Below are 15,646 nucleotides of genomic sequence, written 5' to 3'. Positions count from 1 at the left end.
ACGGTTGACCAATCGCCGCGGCCTCCCGGCGCGCCGCGTCAGCGAGATCGCGCGGCGTCGGCGAGGAAGGCGTAGAGCCGGTCGGTCACGGGTTCAAGCGCGTGATCGCGCCGCACCACGTCCCAGGCGCGGCGCGCGAGGATGGGACCGTCCGCCCGTGCCGCGATCGCCGCGCGCAGGACGCCGTCGATGGCCGTCGGCGCCGGGTCCTCGGCGAACAGCGCGCACGCGTGGCGTCGCAGGAAATCGTTCGACGCCGAGTCATGCGGCCCGCACGCCAGGATCGGACGGCCCGCCGCCATGTAATCGGTCACCTTCGTCTGCACCGACGAGCGTGACATGTGTGCCTGCGACGGCTCGAACGACGACGCGACGAGCAGCAAATCGCAACCGCCGAGCGCGTCACCGAGCGCGTCGTAGGGGACGAGGCCCCCGTCCGCGACTCCCCACCGTCGCCAGTCCGCCGCATAGCGGTCCCAGAAGTATCGGCCCGTGAAGAGGACAAACTCGATGTCGGTGCCCTCGTCACGCCGGCGCTTGACCGCCTGCGCGATTGCGGCCACCGCGTCCCAGTGCATCGGCCAGACCGAACCCGCATACGCCACGCGGAACCGCCCCGTTCGCGGCGCGGCGAGCGCGGCGGGTTCACCGGTGCCGATGCGCACCGGGTTGTGCACCACCTGCGCCGGCCGGTCGACCTCCGAAAAGGCACGGGTGGACTCGAGCAGGACGGGCGAGATGCCGAGCCACGCCACGGAGTCCCGCAGCAGCTGCCGGCCGCGCCGCCTCGTGTCGAACACGAGCGGAACGCCCGCGTCGAACGCGACCCAGTCATCCATCAGGTACGTCACCATCGGCGCAAAGCGGCGGCACCGTTCGGCCAGCGCCACCCCCACCGGATGCGTCGCGACCGAGAGGACGAGCTGCGGGGCGAAGCGTTCGATCGCTCGGCGTCCCCGCAATGGCGCCAGGCGGCTCCAGGCGGCGTCCACGTGCCCGACGTGCGGGCGCAACGCCATGGCGATCCGGCCCGGGAACCGGGGCGCGCCAGCCAGCACCCGCGCACCGCTCTCCATCACGAAGGGAGCGGTTGCGTTGCCGCTGAGCGCCAGCAACCGATCGGCGGGATAGCGCGAGAAAAGATTGACGAGCGTGCGTCCGGCGCCGTGGCTGCTGTCCGAGAGATCCGCATCGGTCACCAGCAGCACGCGCGGAAGCGCCTCCGGTCGCACCGCCGTCACGTCAGGCGCTGCTGCCATGCCTCGACGATCTCGTCGAAGATCGTCGACAACGGCACCGTGATGGACCAGTTCGGGTAGTGCGCCATCATCTTGCGCAGGTCGCTGTAGTAGCAGATGTGGTCGCCAATGCGGTTCTGCTCGTCGTACTCGTACCGCATCGGTTTGCCGGTGCGCTCCGACACCATCGCGAACGCCTCGAGGATCGAGCAGGCGTTGCCCTTGCCGCCGCCGAGGTTGTAGACCTCGCCTACGCGCGGCGCGGCAATGAAGGCCTCGGCGAACCGCGCTACGTCGCGCGAATGGACGTTGTCGCGCACCTGCTTCCCCTTGTAGCCGAAGACGCGGTACAGCCCGCCCTCGACGTTCACCTTGACCAGGTAGCTGAGGAAGCCGTGCAGCTCCACGCCCGCGTGGCTCGGCCCCGTCAGGCAGCCGCCGCGCAGCGCGCAGGTGCGCATGCCGAAGTACCGGCCGTACTCCTGCACGAGAATGTCGGCCGCCACCTTGGACGCGCCGAACACCGAGTGCGTGGACTGGTCGATGCGGAAGGACTCCGCGATGCCGTGCGCGTATGCGGCATCGGCGTAGTCCCAGCGCGTCTCCCGCTCGACCAGCCGCAGCTCGTTGGGCGCGTCGCCGTACACCTTGTTGGTGCTGAAGTGCACGAAGGGCGCCTCGAGGCAGTGCGTGCGCGCCGCCTGCAGCAGGTTGAGCGTCCCGACCGCGTTGGTGTCGAAATCATCGAACGGGATGGCCGCTGCGCGGTCGTGGCTGGGCTGCGCGGCCGCGTGCACGATGGCGTCCGGCTTGAGATCGCGCACCAGTGCGTCAACGCCCGTGCGATCCCGGATGTCGAGTTCGTGGTGATGAAAATTCTTGTACGCGCCGGTGAGCCGCTGCTGCATCCAGCGCGTGTCGCCGCCGGGGCCAAAGAAGACCGCGCGCTGATTGCTGTCGACGCCATGCACCTCCCACCCCAGCGCGGCGAAGTGGGCGACCATTTCGGAGCCGATCAGGCCGGATGAGCCGGTGACGAGAAGCCGTGACATGCCTCAGAAGGTAAGGGACCGGACGGGGGAGGGAAGGCGGATTCGCCGCGTGAGGGGTACGAGTAACGCCATCCGCACGTCCCCGCACCCTGCACCACACCCCGCACCCCATCCCCCGCACCACACCCTGCTCCCTGTACCCTGCACCCGATGTGCTAGATTTGCGACTGATGAAGAAACCTCTCCGCTACGTCCTGCTCACCGCCGCCGCGCTCGCCGCCCTCGGGATGGTGGGCGTCGTGGTCGGTTGGCTGCTGGTCTGTCGCGGCAATGCCTGCCCGGGAATCAGCGTGCTGGAGAAGTACAACCCCCGGCAGACGTCCAAGTTGTTTGCGGCCGATGGCCGCTTCGTCGCCGAACTGGGCCTCGAACGCCGCACGCTCGTCCCGCTGGAGCAGATCCCGAAGGTGGTGAAGTCCGCGTTCATCATCACCGAGGACCGCCGGTTCTACGACCACAACGGCATCGACCTGCGGCGCGTCTTCGGCGCCGGCGTCGCCAACGTGCTGCGCGGCGGCTATTCGCAGGGCTTCTCGACCATCACCATGCAGCTCGCCCGCAACGTCTTTCCCGAGAAACTGACGCGGGAAAAGACGCTCCTCCGCAAGCTGCGCGAGGCCAAGGTGGCGCGCGCCATCGAGTCGAAGTACAGCAAGGACCGCATTCTCGAGCTGTACCTCAACCAGATCTATCTCGGCAGCGGCGCGTACGGCGTCGAGACCGCCGCCCAGCGCTACTTCGGCAAGTCGGCGCGCGAGCTGAATCTCCCGGAGGCGGCGACCATCGCGGCGCTTCCCAAGTCGCCCGCCCGGTACGATCCGCGCCGCTTCCCCGACCGCGCGATCCAGCGGCGCAATACGGTGCTGGAACTGATGCGCCGCGAGGGGGCCATCAGCGACGCCGATGCGTCGCTGGCCAAGGCCTATCCGCTGCGCCTCGCCCGGGGTCGCGGCGTGTCGAGCGACGTGGCGCCGTATTACGTGGAGTGGGTGCGCCAGTTGCTCGAGGAGAAGTTCGGCGAACGCATCTACACCGACGGCCTGCGCGTCTACACCACGCTGGATCTCGAGCTGCAGGGCGCCGCCGAGCGGGCGCTCGATCGCCAGCTGAAGGCGGTCGAAAGCGGATCCGCGGGTGCGTTCCCGCATCGCACCTACGAACAGATCCTCGCGGCGTCGGCCGCGGCCGACGAACCCGCGCCCGGCGCCGTCACGCCGTACCTGCAGGGCGCCTTTGTCGCGCTCGACCCGCGCAACGGCGCCGTGCGCGCGATGGTCGGCGGGCGCGACTACGACGATTCGAAGTTCAACCGCATGACGCAGGCCCTGCGCCAGCCGGGTTCGACGTTCAAGCCCATCGTCTACGCGACAGCCATCCAGAGCGGGCGGCCACCGTCGTACCTCATCGATGACGCCCCCGTCGAGCTGCCGCAGGTGGCCGGCGATACGTGGCAGCCGCGCAACTACGACATGAAGTTCGAGGGGCCCATGGTCATGCGGCGCGCGCTCTACATGTCGCGCAACGTCCCGGCCATTCGCCTTGGCATGGAACTCGGCGAACAGAGCGTGGTGGACATGGCCCGCAAATTCGGCCTCACCACGCCGATCCCCGAGTATCCGTCCATCCATATCGGATCATCGGACGTCATTCCGATGCAGATGGTGGCGGCCTACTCGACCTTCGCCAACCTCGGATGGCGCGTCGCCCCGCTGGCCATCCTGCGCGTCGAGGACGCCGCGGGGAAGGTGCTCTGGAAGGCCGAGCTCTCCCGCGAGCAGGTGCTGACGCCCGAGGAATCGTGGCTGATGGTCGACATGATGAAGGACGTGCTTCGCCGCGGCACCGCGGCCGGTGCGATCGCCAATACGGGCTTCAGCCTCCCCGCCGGCGGCAAGACCGGAACGACCAACGACTACACCGACGTCTGGTTCATCGGCTACACGGCCGATCTCGTCGCCGGCGTCTGGATGGGCTTCGACAAGCCGCAGAAGATCATGCCCAACGCGCAGGGCGGGCGCCTGGCCGCGCCCGCGTGGGTGCAGTTCATGATCGAAGCGTACCAGCGCAAGCCCAAGCCGCCTGACTGGCCGCGTCCGTCGTCGCTCGTCTCGCGACAGGTCGACGACCTCACCGGACTGCTCGCCAATCCGGGCTGCCCGGCCGGCGATGCGTACTACGAGTGGTTCATCCCGGGGACGGAGCCGATTGCCGAATGTCCGCCGCGCGCGGCCGGCGAGCGCCCCGCACCCGTGAGGGACACCCGGCCGGCCCGTCCCAAGACGGTTCCGCCCGGCGCGCCACCGGGCGCGCCGGCGCGCCGCCCATGAGCGCCCGGCGCACCCGGTATCACGCGCGCTGGGTGCTGCCCGTGGCCACGCCGCCCATCGCGGACGGCACGGTGGTCGTCGACGGCGATTGCATTGCCTGGGTGGGCCCGCGCGCGGACGCTCCCGCCGGCGGCGTCGATGACGACCTCGGCGATGCCGTCCTCCTGCCCGGGCTGGTGAACGCGCACACGCACCTGGAACTCACGGTAATGCGCGGTTTCCTCGAGGAGCTCGCCTTCTTCGACTGGGTGCGCACCCTCACCCGCGCGCGACACTTCGTGCTCGACGACGCGGCACTTCTCGACAGCGCGCGCCTGGGCGTGGTGGAGGGGTTGCGCGCCGGCATCACGACCTTCGCCGACACGGGGGACTCGTCGGCGCCCTTTGACGCCCTGCGCGAACTCGGCGCGCGCGGCATCGCCTTCCGTGAGGTCTTCGGCCCCGATCCGCGGCAGGTGGAGACTTCGCTCGCGGGACTTCGCGAGAAGGTCCAGGCGATGCGCGCTCACGAAACGGCCTTGGTGAAGGTCGGCGTCTCGCCGCACGCCCCGTACAGCGTGAGCGACGCGCTCTTCGCGGCCGTCGCGGCATACGCCGCGCCGGAGCACCTGCCGGTGGCCGTGCACATCGCCGAGAGCGAGGAGGAGTCGCGGCTCGTCGAACGCGCGCAGGGGCCGTTCGCGGATTTTCTCCGTTCGCGCGGACTCGACGTCGAGGCGCGGGCCCGCTCGCCCATTGCGCTGCTTGAACGCTGCGGCGTTCTCGACGCCGGCCCGCTCCTGATCCACGCCGTGCGCGCCGACGCGCCCGACATCGCGCGCATGGCGCAGCACCGTTGCGGCGTGGCGCACTGCCCGGCGAGCAACGCGAAACTGGGACACGGCATCGCCCCGCTGTCGGACATGCTGGCGGCCGGACTCGCGGTTGGCCTCGGCTCCGACTCGATGGCGAGCAACAACCGCATGGACATCCTCGGCGAGGGGCGACTGGCGATGCTGCAGCAGCGCTCGCGCGCCCGGCGGCCCGACGCACTGCCCGCCCAGCACGTGCTCGAACTCGCGACGCTCGGCGGGGCGCGCGCCCTGCGGCTCGACGGCACCATCGGCGTGCTGGCCGAGGGGTATCAGGCAGACCTGGCCGCCTTCGCGCTGCACGACGCCACGGGGCCCGTGCACGACATTGCCGCCGCCGTCGTGCATGCCGGGGGAACCCCTGCCGTGCGCACGGTGGTTGCCGGACGGCTTCGCGTGCGCGACGGTGCAGTTCTGCATGCGGACGAGTCACTGGCGCGGCGCGTGCAGCACACCGCAGAAGCGCTCGGACGCTGGCGCCGCGCCGACCCCGGACAGTAGAATTCGAAGGCCTCAAGCGCCGTTGTCTGTCGTACTCTGTCGTACTCTGTCGTACTCTGTCGTACTCTGTCGTACTCTGTCGTACTCTGTCGTACTCTGTCGTACTCTGTATCTAAACGGAGCCCCATCCCGTGTCTCATACCCCACCCGCGAGCGGCGCCACCAGCAAGATCTGGCGAGACGGCCAGCTCGTGGACTTTCAGGATGCCACCATCCACGTGATGAGTCACGTGGTGCACTATGGCTCGTCGGTCTTCGAGGGAATCCGCTGCTACGAGACGCCGACCGGCGGTGCGGTCTTTCGCCTGCGCGAGCACATGCGGCGGCTCGTGGACTCCGCGAAGATCTACCGGATGGACCTGCGATACACGCAGGACGAGCTCTGTGAGGCGGTGGTGGACACCATTGCCGCCAATGGACTCAAGGAGTGCTACATCCGGCCGCTGGTGGCGCGCACCGGCCAGCAGATGGGCGTGCACCCCGGCAATGCCCCGGTCGAGACGTTCATCATCTGCTGGATCTGGGGGCGCTATCTCGGCGAGGAGGCCCTCGAACGCGGCGTGGACGTGCGCGTCTCGAGCTGGCGCCGCGCCGCGGGGAGCACCTTCCCCACGATGGCCAAGGCGGGCGGGAACTACCTGAGCTCACAGCTCACGAAGATGGAAGCGAAGGTGGACGACTACATCGAGGGGATCATGCTCGATGTGCAGGGCCACGTGTCGGAAGGGAGCGGCGAGAATCTGTTCGTCGTGCGCGACGGCGTGCTCTACACGTCCACCATCGGCTCCGGGATCCTGCAGGGTATCACCCGCAACTCGGTGATGCGCATCGCCGCGGACCTCGGCGTCGAGGTGCGCGAGTCGGCGATCCCGCGCGAGATGCTGTATGTGGCGGATGAAGTCTTCTTCTGCGGCACCGCGGCCGAACTGACCCCGGTGCGTTCGATCGATCGCATCACGATCGGCGAAGGGCACCGCGGCCCCGTGACGAAGGCCATCCAGGAAAAGTACCTCGGGATAGCGGCAGGCCGGATCCCCGATCCGTACGGCTGGCTCACCCCCGTTCCCAGTCCGGCGACCGCGAGTAGATGACCATGCAGCCGCCGCGCATCACTCTGTCCCTCTCGGAGGATTAGGTGCTCGTCGGCTGCCTTGCCCTCAATTCGTCGTTCGAACCGCTGACGCTCGTGCCGATGCGCCGGGCGTTGCGGCTGGTCATTGACGGCAAGGCCGAGATCGTGGAAGCCGATCGCGCGCGCGTGGTGCGCTCCGCGAACCAGCACTTCCCGCATCCCATCGTCATCCGCCTCACCAAGTACGTGCACGTGCCGCGGCGCTTCCGGCGCCACGTCACGAACACCTTCCTCTTTGCGCGCGACCATTACCGCTGCCAGTACTGCGGCCGCGTGTCGGCGGTGCTCAAGCCGCGCGAGTCGCTCACGCGCGATCATGTGGTGCCGCTCTCGCGGGGCGGGGACAACGCCTGGACCAACGTCGTCACGGCGTGCAGCTCGTGCAACACCCGCAAGGCGAACCACCTGCCGTCCGAGATCGGCATGCGCTTGCTGCACGACCCGGTCGAACCGCACTTCGTGCACCTCTCGTGGGCCGTGCGCAAGCTCACGCCGACGCAGAGCAAGTACATCCGCTTGTTCTACGGCGCGGCGATGCTGCACGAGGTCGAGCGGACCGTGGACGGCGGCCGGCGATAGCCGCCGGCTCCCGTCTTCCGTCTACCGCCTCCCGTCCGCACTAAACACCTTCGTCCGCGCCGCGTACTCCCGTCGCTCGCCGCCCAGCAGCCGTGACGCGAGCGTCTTGAGGCCGCGGCCGAACACGGTACCGGGGTTCCGCTCGCCGCGCACCGCGGGCCGCAACTCGCCGCGCAGCCACCGCTCCACCTCGTCGAGGTCGCTCAGCGCGAGGGTCTCCACCGACAGCGACGCGAGGTAGTAGAACCGCTTCGCCCCGCCATGCGCGATGATCGGCGCCCGCGTGGGTCGCGCCACGGCCGCCTCGGCGTCGGCCAGCAGCGTGAACTTGCCGAGCGAGAACGGCCGGTCGCCGACGACTTGCATCACCTCGTACACATTCTCCACGGGCAGGCGACGCACGACGACGTCCCACTCGGTCATGCGTTCGAGGTCGTTCACCCAGCCGCCAACGCTCCAGAGTTCGACGGTGAAATGCAGGCGCGCCGGGAAGCCGCTGGCGAGCAGTTCCTGCAGCTTGCGCCCCGTCAGCATGTGCGATGCCACCACCACCGGCCCCGCACTGGTCAGCTGATCGGCCGCCGGCGGAGCGATGGACAAGGCGGGCCGTCCCTGCGGCGACGCGGCGCTCACCGCCGTGCACAGGAGCACGGCGGTGAACAGGAGCGCGCGGCGCAGGCGGCGTGTCATCAGAAGCGGTGCTGGATTCGGACGATCACGTTCACGGGCTCCGAGGCGGTGCTGGTCGCCTTGGCGAGATAGACGCCGAACGACCCGAAGTCGATGCCGGCACCCACGTCCGCGCGGAACGTGGACAGCGGCGGCACGTCATCCTTCGCGTAGCTCGTGGGCCCGAAGGTGCCGACGGTCCAGCCGCGCCCCGCATCGGCAAACAGCACCCACGCCGCGCGGCGGTTGAAACCCGGGCGCCACCAGTCGTCGCGCACGTCGTTGCGCACCCACCCCACGTGGAAGTCGCTGCGGTACTCGGCCTGGAAAAGCATGATGCGGTCGCACAGCGCCGGCGATCCGGGGAGCGAAGTGCCGCCGCAGGTCAGGACGTCGGGATCCACGCGCCACGAGCGGCGGAAGTCGTAGCCGGGGAGCGTGCCGGGACCGCCCACGGAGAGGCGCCGCTGCGTCGGCAGCCGGTCGCCCGACATCCAGCCGCCGGCCACGAACCGCAGGTTGAGCGCCGCGCCCGGCGTCAGCCGCGTGTAGCGACGCGCATCCACGAACCCGCGGGTGTACGCCACCGGCTCGGGACGCGGGATGACGGTCAGCAGCCCCGGGTCACGGGCGAGCGTTCCGGTGCCGCGCTCCACGTCGGCGTCGATGTACCAGCCACCCCAGAGCGGACTCAGGCGGCGGCGCGTGTCCACGCGCAACCGCGTGGTTGCGAGGTGCATCGTCCCTTCATCCATGGCCGGATTACGGCGCCACGGGTCACCGTTGCGGAACAGCGACACGGGATCACGATCGCGCGCGCTCTCCCATCGTTCGTCGCCAAACGCGAACGTGAGGTCGGCATCGACGCCCGCATGGAGCTTCACGAAGCCCTCGCCGCCGTGCCGGCGGTAGTAATCGCGGAAGTCGCGATGCAGGACGAACGCGCCAAGGCCGCTCTCGTTGTCCCCCAGCTGCCAGCCCTCCACCGGGTCCACGATGTCAAACGTGCGGCCCCCAACGCCCACGCCCAGCTTGCGGCCGAGCTGCAGTTCGCCGGTCACGTCGTGCCCGAGCGTGCCGCGATCCCACCGGATGGGGCCCGCCGTGCGCACCACGCCGAACGCGTCGAGCGTGAACCGGCCCCAGTCGGTCATCTGGCGAATGCGCGGACCAAACAGGATCGGCAGTCCCTCGACGCGGTTGTAGGTGTGCGCGCTCGTGAAGGTGAGATCCTGCCACGACCGGTCATCCGGCGGCGGCCGATGGCGCGCCCGCCGCCTCCACCACTGCTCGTCGTACGTCGGTTCGTCTTCCGCCACCAGTTGCTGCTCAGCGAGGTGATATCGCAGCAGTTCGGGCTGGTGCAGCACGTCGCCCAGCACCGTCGCGCCGTCGCGGCCGGTGATCGTGCCGCCCACCACCACGAGTCCACCGAGGGACGCGCCGGGCTCCAGTCGCACATCGGCATTGATGGCGGCGAGCGTTCCCGTGATGCGGCCGGCCACATGCACCGGACCGTTGAGCACCGCCACGTCACCGTTGACCGTGCGTTCGGCGCCGACGTCGAGCACGCCCGTCACGCGCATCGTGCGCTCGGAATTGTACGTCGCGATGGCGGCGACCGCCGCCTTCCGCGCCGGCGCCTCACGCTGCTGCGCGCCGATGCCGGAAACGGCGACCAGCAGTCCCATCGCCAGCAGCGCGCCCTCTTTCATGCGAGTCATCGTCCGTCCTTGAGTGCGGGAGATACCCGCCAGAAAGCAGAGGGCGTGCCGCCGGCGCGCCGTACGCGCAATCGATGCTGGCCCATGCGCTTGCCGCGCTTCCGCGTCGTTGCCACGGCGCGTGCGTCGCACGAAGAGGTCACTGGCGTGTCGTTTCGTCACTCGCCATTCTCGGGCTGAAGGCCAAGACGCCGCATGCGCCGGTAGAGGTTGGGGCGGTCGGTGCGAAGGCGCCGCGCGGCCTCGGCCACGACGCCGCTCGCCGCGGAGAGCGCCCGCGTGATGAGCAGCTTCTCGTATTCGTCGAGCGCGTCGCTCAGCGTAAGCTCCGGTTGCACGAGGTCCGGAAGCGACGGCGCCGACAGTGGAACGAGCGGCAGGACGCCCTGCACCTCGCTCTCGCCGATCGGCTTGCCGGCGTGCAGGATGCTCAGGCGCTCGATGATGTTGGCCAGCTCCCGCACGTTGCCGGGCCAGCGGTAACGCGACAGCGCCGCGATCGACTCAGCGGTCCAGATCGGCATCGGCTGCGCCGAACGCCGGCGCTGCAGCGCGGCAAAGTGCCGCACCAGGGCCGGCACATCATCCGGGCGCTCGCGCAGCGGCGGGATCGGCAGCGGGATCACGTTGAGGCGGAAATACAGGTCCTCGCGGAAGTGTCCCTCCCGCACCGCGCGCTCCAGGTCGCGGTTCGTCGCCGCGAGAATGCGCACGTCCACCTTGATCGACCGCCCGCCGCCCACGCGCTCGATTTCGCGCGCCTCGATGGCGCGGAGCAGCTTCGACTGCGCCTCCGGGCCAAGGTCGCCGACTTCGTCGAGAAAGAGCGTCCCCGTATGCGCCAGCTCAAAGCGGCCGAGCCGCCGTTCGCTCGCGCCGGTGAAGGCGCCGCGCTCGTGGCCGAACATCTCGCTCTCCACGAGGTCGCGCGGGATGGCGGCGCAGTTCACGCGGACGAACGGCTTCTCGCGCCGCGCGCTCTCGGCATGGATCGCCGCCGCCACGAGCTCCTTGCCGGTTCCCGACTCGCCCGTGATCAGCACCCGGGCATCGGTGGGGGCGACGCGCGCGATCATCTCCCGCACCGTGCGAAGGGCGCCGCTCTCGCCGACCAGCTCGCCCGCGAGGCCGAGATCGGCGCGCAGGGCGCTCCGCTCCCGGCGCGCCATGCGCAGCTCGAGCGCGCCGGCGAGCGCCAGCAGCACGCCCTCCGGCGTGAGCGGCTTCTCGAGGAAGTTCACCGCGCCCAGTCGCGTCGCCTTCACCGCGTCGGCCAGCCCCGCGCGGCCGCTCATCATCACCACCGGGAGCTCGGGAAACCGCTCGCGCAGCTGCTCGAGCGTCGCCATGCCGTCGAGCGTCCCCGGCATCATCAGGTCGAGGAGCACGAGGTCGGGCTCCCAGTCGAGCGCGCGTGCGATCCCCGCCTGCCCGTCGCTGGCGTCCCGCACCTCGAAGCCCTCGGCCTCGAGCAAGGCACCCACCATCCGGCGGATGTTGGGCTCGTCGTCGATGATCAGGACGGACGGCATGCGTCGCTCACGCGTCGGAGGGAGGGATTCGCATCGGGGCCTTCTCGGCGAGCAGCTTGGTGACGAAGCGCTGCCCCTCCGACACCCGCTCGACTTCCAGCGCGATCGACTCGACCGCGCGCTCGATGCGATCGAGCCGGTCCTCCACGCCCTGCAGGCCGAGGGGGACGCCCGGCCGGCCGCCCTCGAGCCGCCGCGCGAGCGCGCGCGCCAGCGGGTACAGCACCGTCCCCATCGTGCCGAAGACGATGGCCGCCACCATCACCTCTCCCGGCTGGATCATCGCCAGGTGCACCTCCGGCGCGCCGTGCGTCGCCATCGGCACGAGTTCCGCGAATGCGATCGCAGGCATCATCGGGCCGGCTCCACGGGGTTCGGCGCCGGGGTCCGCTCCGCTAGCAGCTTGGTGGTGAAGCGCTGCGCCTCGGATATCCGCTCCACCTCGATGGCGATCGATTCCACGGCGGCCTCGATGCGCGCCAGCCGCTGGGCCGCTTGCGCGTCGGCGGCCGGGAAGATGCCGCGTTCTTCACGGCGAATCTTCGCGCGCACCAGCGGAATGCCGATGGCCAGCGCGACGATCATGATCATTCCCGAGATGGGCACAATGATATCGGGTCCCATGTGGCTGCTCCTTCCTCAGGGTTCACCCATGGCCGGGAAGACCATGCGGATTTCGGTTCCTTCGCCAATGGCGCTGTCGGCTTCCACGTGTCCGCCGTGCGCCATTACTGTCTGCTTCACGATCGCCAGCCCCAGTCCGGTGCCCGCCGTCTTGTCCGTCATGTACGGGTCCCAGATGCGCGGCAGGCGCTCCGACGCGATGCCACACCCGTGATCGCGCACCGCGGCCACCACCTGCGCGCCCCGCCGCCCGACCCGCACGTCCAGCCGGCCCGACGCGTTGCTGGCCTCCACCGCATTCAGCAGCACGTTGGCGAACGCGCGGTGCAGGGCATCGTGCTGCCCCTGTACGAGCGGCAGGCGCTCCTCGGTTTCGATGGCGAGCGTCATCGACTCCGGCACGCTGGTCCGCGCCGCCTCACGCGCAATGTCGCCGAGGTCGAGCGCCGCCATCGGGCCTTCGGGCAAGCGGCCGAACTGGCTGAAGCTCCGCGCCATCGCCTCCAGCCGCTCGCTCTCGGTCGAAAGGACATCGAGCGTTTCCTGGAGTTCCGCGGGCGCGTCGCGCCGCAGGCGAGCGATCGCGAATCGGATGGGCGTGAGCGGGTTCTTCAGTTCGTGCGCCACCTGGCGCGCCGACTCGCGGAAGGCCTCGAGGCGCTCTGCCGCAATCGCCGCCGCCCGTCCGCGCTGCAGTTCGTCAGCCATCTCGCGCATCCGGTCGCGCAGCACCCCGAACTCCGGCGCGCCGCGCTGTCCCCCGTGCGCCGGCAGCGGTTCTCCATGCGCGATTCGTTCCGTCCAGCCGACGAGTTCGTCGAGCGGCCGGCTCAGTTGCCGGCTCAGATGACCGGCCCCGCGCGACGCGAGATAGGTGAGCAACGCCAGCAGCATGAGTCCGATCGCCAGCAACGCCGGCCCGGTCTGGCGCGCCAGGTACTCAAAGCGCCGGGCCTGAATGACCGAGCTCGAGAGTTCCAGCTGGTGCCGCTCCAGCGCCGCCCGCGCCTCGGCCGATCCGGGGGTCTGCAAGGCCAGTTGTACCGCGCTGGAGCCGGAAGCGGCCGCGCTGTCCCACGCCGCCGCCCCGCTCATGCGCGGCAGCACGCGCATCGTGGCCCCGCCCCATGCCGCCGTCAGTACGACCGACGGCACCAGCGCGAAAAGCGCCAGGATCACGAAGAGTCGCGCACGGAAGCCGAGAGCCACAGGAGTAGGTACGGGGAGAATCCGGGGGAGTTTCGTTTAGACACGGCCCCCGGAAACTTGCTACCGGCGCGGGGTTGCGGCCACCAGGGTGATGGCGAAGGGTGCCGCCAGACCCCCAATCAGGTTACATTCCTCAACCAGAAGTCCCGGACGTTGCCGATGATCGCTGATCACCAGCTTCGCCCGTGTCTTCGGAGCCACCCAGCGTCCGCGCTCCCCGCGTCTTCCGGCACCGCCGGCATACCAGTTCGAGCGCGCTCGCGGCTCCTTCCGCACCCGCAGATTTTCGACGGCCAGCCGCCACAACGGCGCTCCCGTCGAGTTCCGTGGGGCATACCAACCACGGGCCTGCCGCGCCACGCCAGATCCCATCGGATCTCGCAAGCGCGCTCGCCCCCGGGCCTTCGTGCCCGGCCAACGCGAGATGGAATGCACAAACCTCACCTCCGGGGCGCTCCGCTCCGTGCTCCTGTCGCTCCGCTGCACCGCGGACCGCAGGCCGCGGCGCACGCCGCCGCCGGCCTCACCGCGCCGCACGCCGCGCCCAACGCGGCCCTGCTCATCGACTTTGACAATGTCACGATGGGCATCCGGTCCGACCTCCAGACCGAACTCCGCAACCTGCTCTCGTCGGACATCATCAGCGGCAAGGTCGCGGTCCAGCGCGCCTACGCCGACTGGCGACGCTATCCGCAGTACATCGTGCCGCTGTCGGAATCGTCCATCGACCTGATCTTCGCCCCGGCCTATGGCTCGTCCAAGAAGAACGCCACGGATATCCGCCTTGCGGTGGATGCCATCGAGCTCGTCTTCACCCGCCCGGAGATCGGCACGTACATCCTGCTGTCCGGCGACTCCGACTTCTCGTCGCTCGTGCTCAAGCTCAAGGAGTACGGCAAGTACGTCATCGGCGTCGGCATCCGCGAGTCGTCGAGCGACCTGCTCGTGCAGAACTGCGACGAGTACTACAGCTACAACGCGCTCGCCGGCCTCGTGAAGGCGAGCGATGAGGCCACCGCGCAGAAGTGGGATCCCTGGGAGCTGGTCACCGAGGCGATCACGCGGATGTCGAAGAACGGCGACGTCATGCGCTCCGACCGGCTCAAGCAGGTCATGCAGGAAATCGACCCGACCTTCGACGAGAAGAACCTCGGCATGTCGAAGTTCTCCCGCTTCTGCCAGGAGGCCTCGCACAAGGGGCTGATCCTGCTGACGAAGCTCGAGAATGGCCAGCTCGAGGTGGCGCTGCCGTCGATGCCGCGCAAGGACGCGCCCAAGGCGGCCGAAGCGGCGCCGGCGGCCGTCGTGTCGCGCGACGAGGAAGAAGGGCGCGGTCGTCGCGGCCGTCGTGGCGGTCGCGGCCGTGGCCGCGATCGCGACAGCAAGGGTGGTGAGCCGCGTCCGGACGCGACGGCTGAAACCGCTGCCCCGGCCGCTGCCGCCGTCGCGGCGCCGAGTGTGGCGCCTGTCAGCGCGCCGGCGACGCCAGCCCACGCGCCCGCCGCGCCGCATCCGCGGCACGAGCGCAAGCACGCCACGCCGGCCATCGATGCGACCGTTGGAGTCGCTGGCGTCCGCCTGACCCGCGACGAGGCCTTCTCGCTCGTGCGTCGGGCCGTCGAGGCGCTTGCCAAGGGCGACGCCTCGGTCATGGCCGAAGCCGTGCGGGTGAAGGCGCGTGAGTTCCTGGGCCGCGACAGCGAGTCGCTCAGCGATCGGAACTTCACGCGCATCCTGCGTGACACGCACGATGCAGGGGTGGTGGACGTGCGCCGCCGCGGCGACTCGTTCGAAGTCTCGCGCGTCGAGGGCGTTGTCAGCGTCGCGGATCAACTGACCGCGGCGGAGGCGCAGGCCAAGGCCGACGCGCCGGCCGCTCCGGCCGCCGCTCCGGCCCCGCGCGGTGTCGGCGCGGGACGCGGGCTGCCGGCCAAGGGCGCGCGCGCGGCGAAGGTGCCGCCGTCGCTCCTCCTCCTCGGCGTCGTCGATGACACACCGGCCCAGCCGGTGGTCGCGGCCGTTGCCGCGGAGACGCCGGCCGCTGCCGCGCCCAAGAAGGGACGCGGTGGGCGGAAGCCTGTCGCCAAGGCGGAGCCGAAGGCGGAACTGAAGGCGGAACTGAAGGCGAAGGCCGAGCCAGCCGCGGCTGAGGCTGCCCCGAAGGCCAAGGGCGCCCGCAAGCCGCGCGCCAAGAAGGCCTAGCCCCCA

General features: G+C 69.9%; 13 protein-coding genes. 5 read left to right on the top strand and 8 right to left on the bottom strand.

From position 1 onward, the window contains the following. Positions 1-38 precede the first annotated feature (38 nt). Positions 39-1,259 (bottom strand): hypothetical protein, encoded by a 1,221-nt coding sequence (locus VGJ96_08205; GenBank protein ID HEY3287087.1) that lies wholly within the window; start codon positions 1,257-1,259, stop codon positions 39-41. Continuing rightward, the gene (locus VGJ96_08200) at positions 1,238-2,290 is read right to left on the bottom strand and encodes an NAD-dependent epimerase/dehydratase family protein (protein ID HEY3287086.1); all 1,053 of its coding nucleotides are present in this window, start codon (positions 2,288-2,290) and stop codon (positions 1,238-1,240) included. Before VGJ96_08200 ends, VGJ96_08205 begins: the two co-directional genes overlap by 22 nt. Before the next feature lie 170 nt (positions 2,291-2,460). Here VGJ96_08200 and VGJ96_08195 point away from each other — a divergent pair, with 170 nt between their 5' ends. From VGJ96_08195 to VGJ96_08180, 4 genes are all read left to right on the top strand, one after another. Beyond that, a complete protein-coding gene (locus VGJ96_08195; GenBank protein HEY3287085.1) occupies positions 2,461-4,617 on the top strand; it encodes a penicillin-binding protein 1A in 2,157 nt (718 codons plus the stop codon). Beyond that, the gene (locus VGJ96_08190; protein HEY3287084.1) at positions 4,614-5,969 is read left to right on the top strand and encodes an amidohydrolase family protein; all 1,356 of its coding nucleotides are present in this window, start codon (positions 4,614-4,616) and stop codon (positions 5,967-5,969) included. The genes VGJ96_08195 and VGJ96_08190 overlap by 4 nt, the downstream gene beginning before the upstream one ends. Before the next feature lie 131 nt (positions 5,970-6,100). Then, complete coding sequence (locus VGJ96_08185) at positions 6,101-7,060, top strand: branched-chain amino acid transaminase (GenBank protein ID HEY3287083.1); 960 nt, start codon at positions 6,101-6,103, stop codon at positions 7,058-7,060. Between the two features lie 44 nt (positions 7,061-7,104). Next, positions 7,105-7,680 (top strand): HNH endonuclease, encoded by a 576-nt coding sequence (locus VGJ96_08180; protein HEY3287082.1) that lies wholly within the window; start codon positions 7,105-7,107, stop codon positions 7,678-7,680. A gap of 21 nt (positions 7,681-7,701) precedes the next feature. Here VGJ96_08180 and VGJ96_08175 read toward each other — a convergent pair whose 3' ends face one another. From VGJ96_08175 to VGJ96_08150, 6 genes are all read right to left on the bottom strand, one after another. Next, complete coding sequence (locus VGJ96_08175) at positions 7,702-8,370, bottom strand: hypothetical protein (protein HEY3287081.1); 669 nt, start codon at positions 8,368-8,370, stop codon at positions 7,702-7,704. Then, positions 8,370-10,073, bottom strand: coding sequence for a hypothetical protein (locus tag VGJ96_08170; GenBank protein ID HEY3287080.1), 1,704 nt, complete (start codon positions 10,071-10,073; stop codon positions 8,370-8,372). Before VGJ96_08170 ends, VGJ96_08175 begins: the two co-directional genes overlap by 1 nt. Positions 10,074-10,231: 158 nt before the next feature. Continuing rightward, entirely contained in the window at positions 10,232-11,605 is a 1,374-nt protein-coding gene (locus VGJ96_08165) for a sigma-54 dependent transcriptional regulator (protein ID HEY3287079.1), read from the bottom strand. Positions 11,606-11,612: 7 nt separating this feature from the next. Then, entirely contained in the window at positions 11,613-11,960 is a 348-nt protein-coding gene (locus tag VGJ96_08160) for a hypothetical protein (protein ID HEY3287078.1), read from the bottom strand. Beyond that, on the bottom strand, positions 11,957-12,229 hold the full coding sequence (locus VGJ96_08155) for a hypothetical protein (GenBank protein HEY3287077.1): 273 nt from the start codon (positions 12,227-12,229) through the stop codon (positions 11,957-11,959). The genes VGJ96_08160 and VGJ96_08155 overlap by 4 nt, the downstream gene beginning before the upstream one ends. A 15-nt stretch (positions 12,230-12,244) precedes the next feature. Next, positions 12,245-13,408: an ATP-binding protein gene (locus VGJ96_08150; protein HEY3287076.1), complete on the bottom strand. Its 1,164-nt coding sequence runs from the start codon at positions 13,406-13,408 to the stop codon at positions 12,245-12,247. 459 nt (positions 13,409-13,867) lie between these two features. Between VGJ96_08150 and VGJ96_08145 the strand changes: the two genes are divergently transcribed. Next, on the top strand, positions 13,868-15,640 hold the full coding sequence (locus VGJ96_08145; GenBank protein HEY3287075.1) for an NYN domain-containing protein: 1,773 nt from the start codon (positions 13,868-13,870) through the stop codon (positions 15,638-15,640). Positions 15,641-15,646: the final 6 nt, after the last annotated feature.

This window comes from Gemmatimonadaceae bacterium, assembly GCA_036504815.1.
GTDB lineage: Bacteria > Gemmatimonadota > Gemmatimonadetes > Gemmatimonadales > Gemmatimonadaceae > PNKL01.
This window is presented reverse-complemented; position numbering and strand designations above follow the sequence as displayed.

Coding starts and splice junctions, on each gene's coding strand:
- VGJ96_08205 (HEY3287087.1), bottom strand. CDS start 1,259: ATGGCAGCAGCGCCTGACGTGACGGCGGTGCGACCGGAGGCGCTTCCG.
- VGJ96_08200 (HEY3287086.1), bottom strand. CDS start 2,290: ATGTCACGGCTTCTCGTCACCGGCTCATCCGGCCTGATCGGCTCCGAA.
- VGJ96_08195 (HEY3287085.1), top strand. CDS start 2,461: ATGAAGAAACCTCTCCGCTACGTCCTGCTCACCGCCGCCGCGCTCGCC.
- VGJ96_08190 (HEY3287084.1), top strand. CDS start 4,614: ATGAGCGCCCGGCGCACCCGGTATCACGCGCGCTGGGTGCTGCCCGTG.
- VGJ96_08175 (HEY3287081.1), bottom strand. CDS start 8,370: ATGACACGCCGCCTGCGCCGCGCGCTCCTGTTCACCGCCGTGCTCCTG.
- VGJ96_08170 (HEY3287080.1), bottom strand. CDS start 10,073: ATGACTCGCATGAAAGAGGGCGCGCTGCTGGCGATGGGACTGCTGGTC.
- VGJ96_08165 (HEY3287079.1), bottom strand. CDS start 11,605: ATGCCGTCCGTCCTGATCATCGACGACGAGCCCAACATCCGCCGGATG.
- VGJ96_08160 (HEY3287078.1), bottom strand. CDS start 11,960: ATGATGCCTGCGATCGCATTCGCGGAACTCGTGCCGATGGCGACGCAC.
- VGJ96_08155 (HEY3287077.1), bottom strand. CDS start 12,229: ATGGGACCCGATATCATTGTGCCCATCTCGGGAATGATCATGATCGTC.
- VGJ96_08145 (HEY3287075.1), top strand. CDS start 13,868: ATGCACAAACCTCACCTCCGGGGCGCTCCGCTCCGTGCTCCTGTCGCT.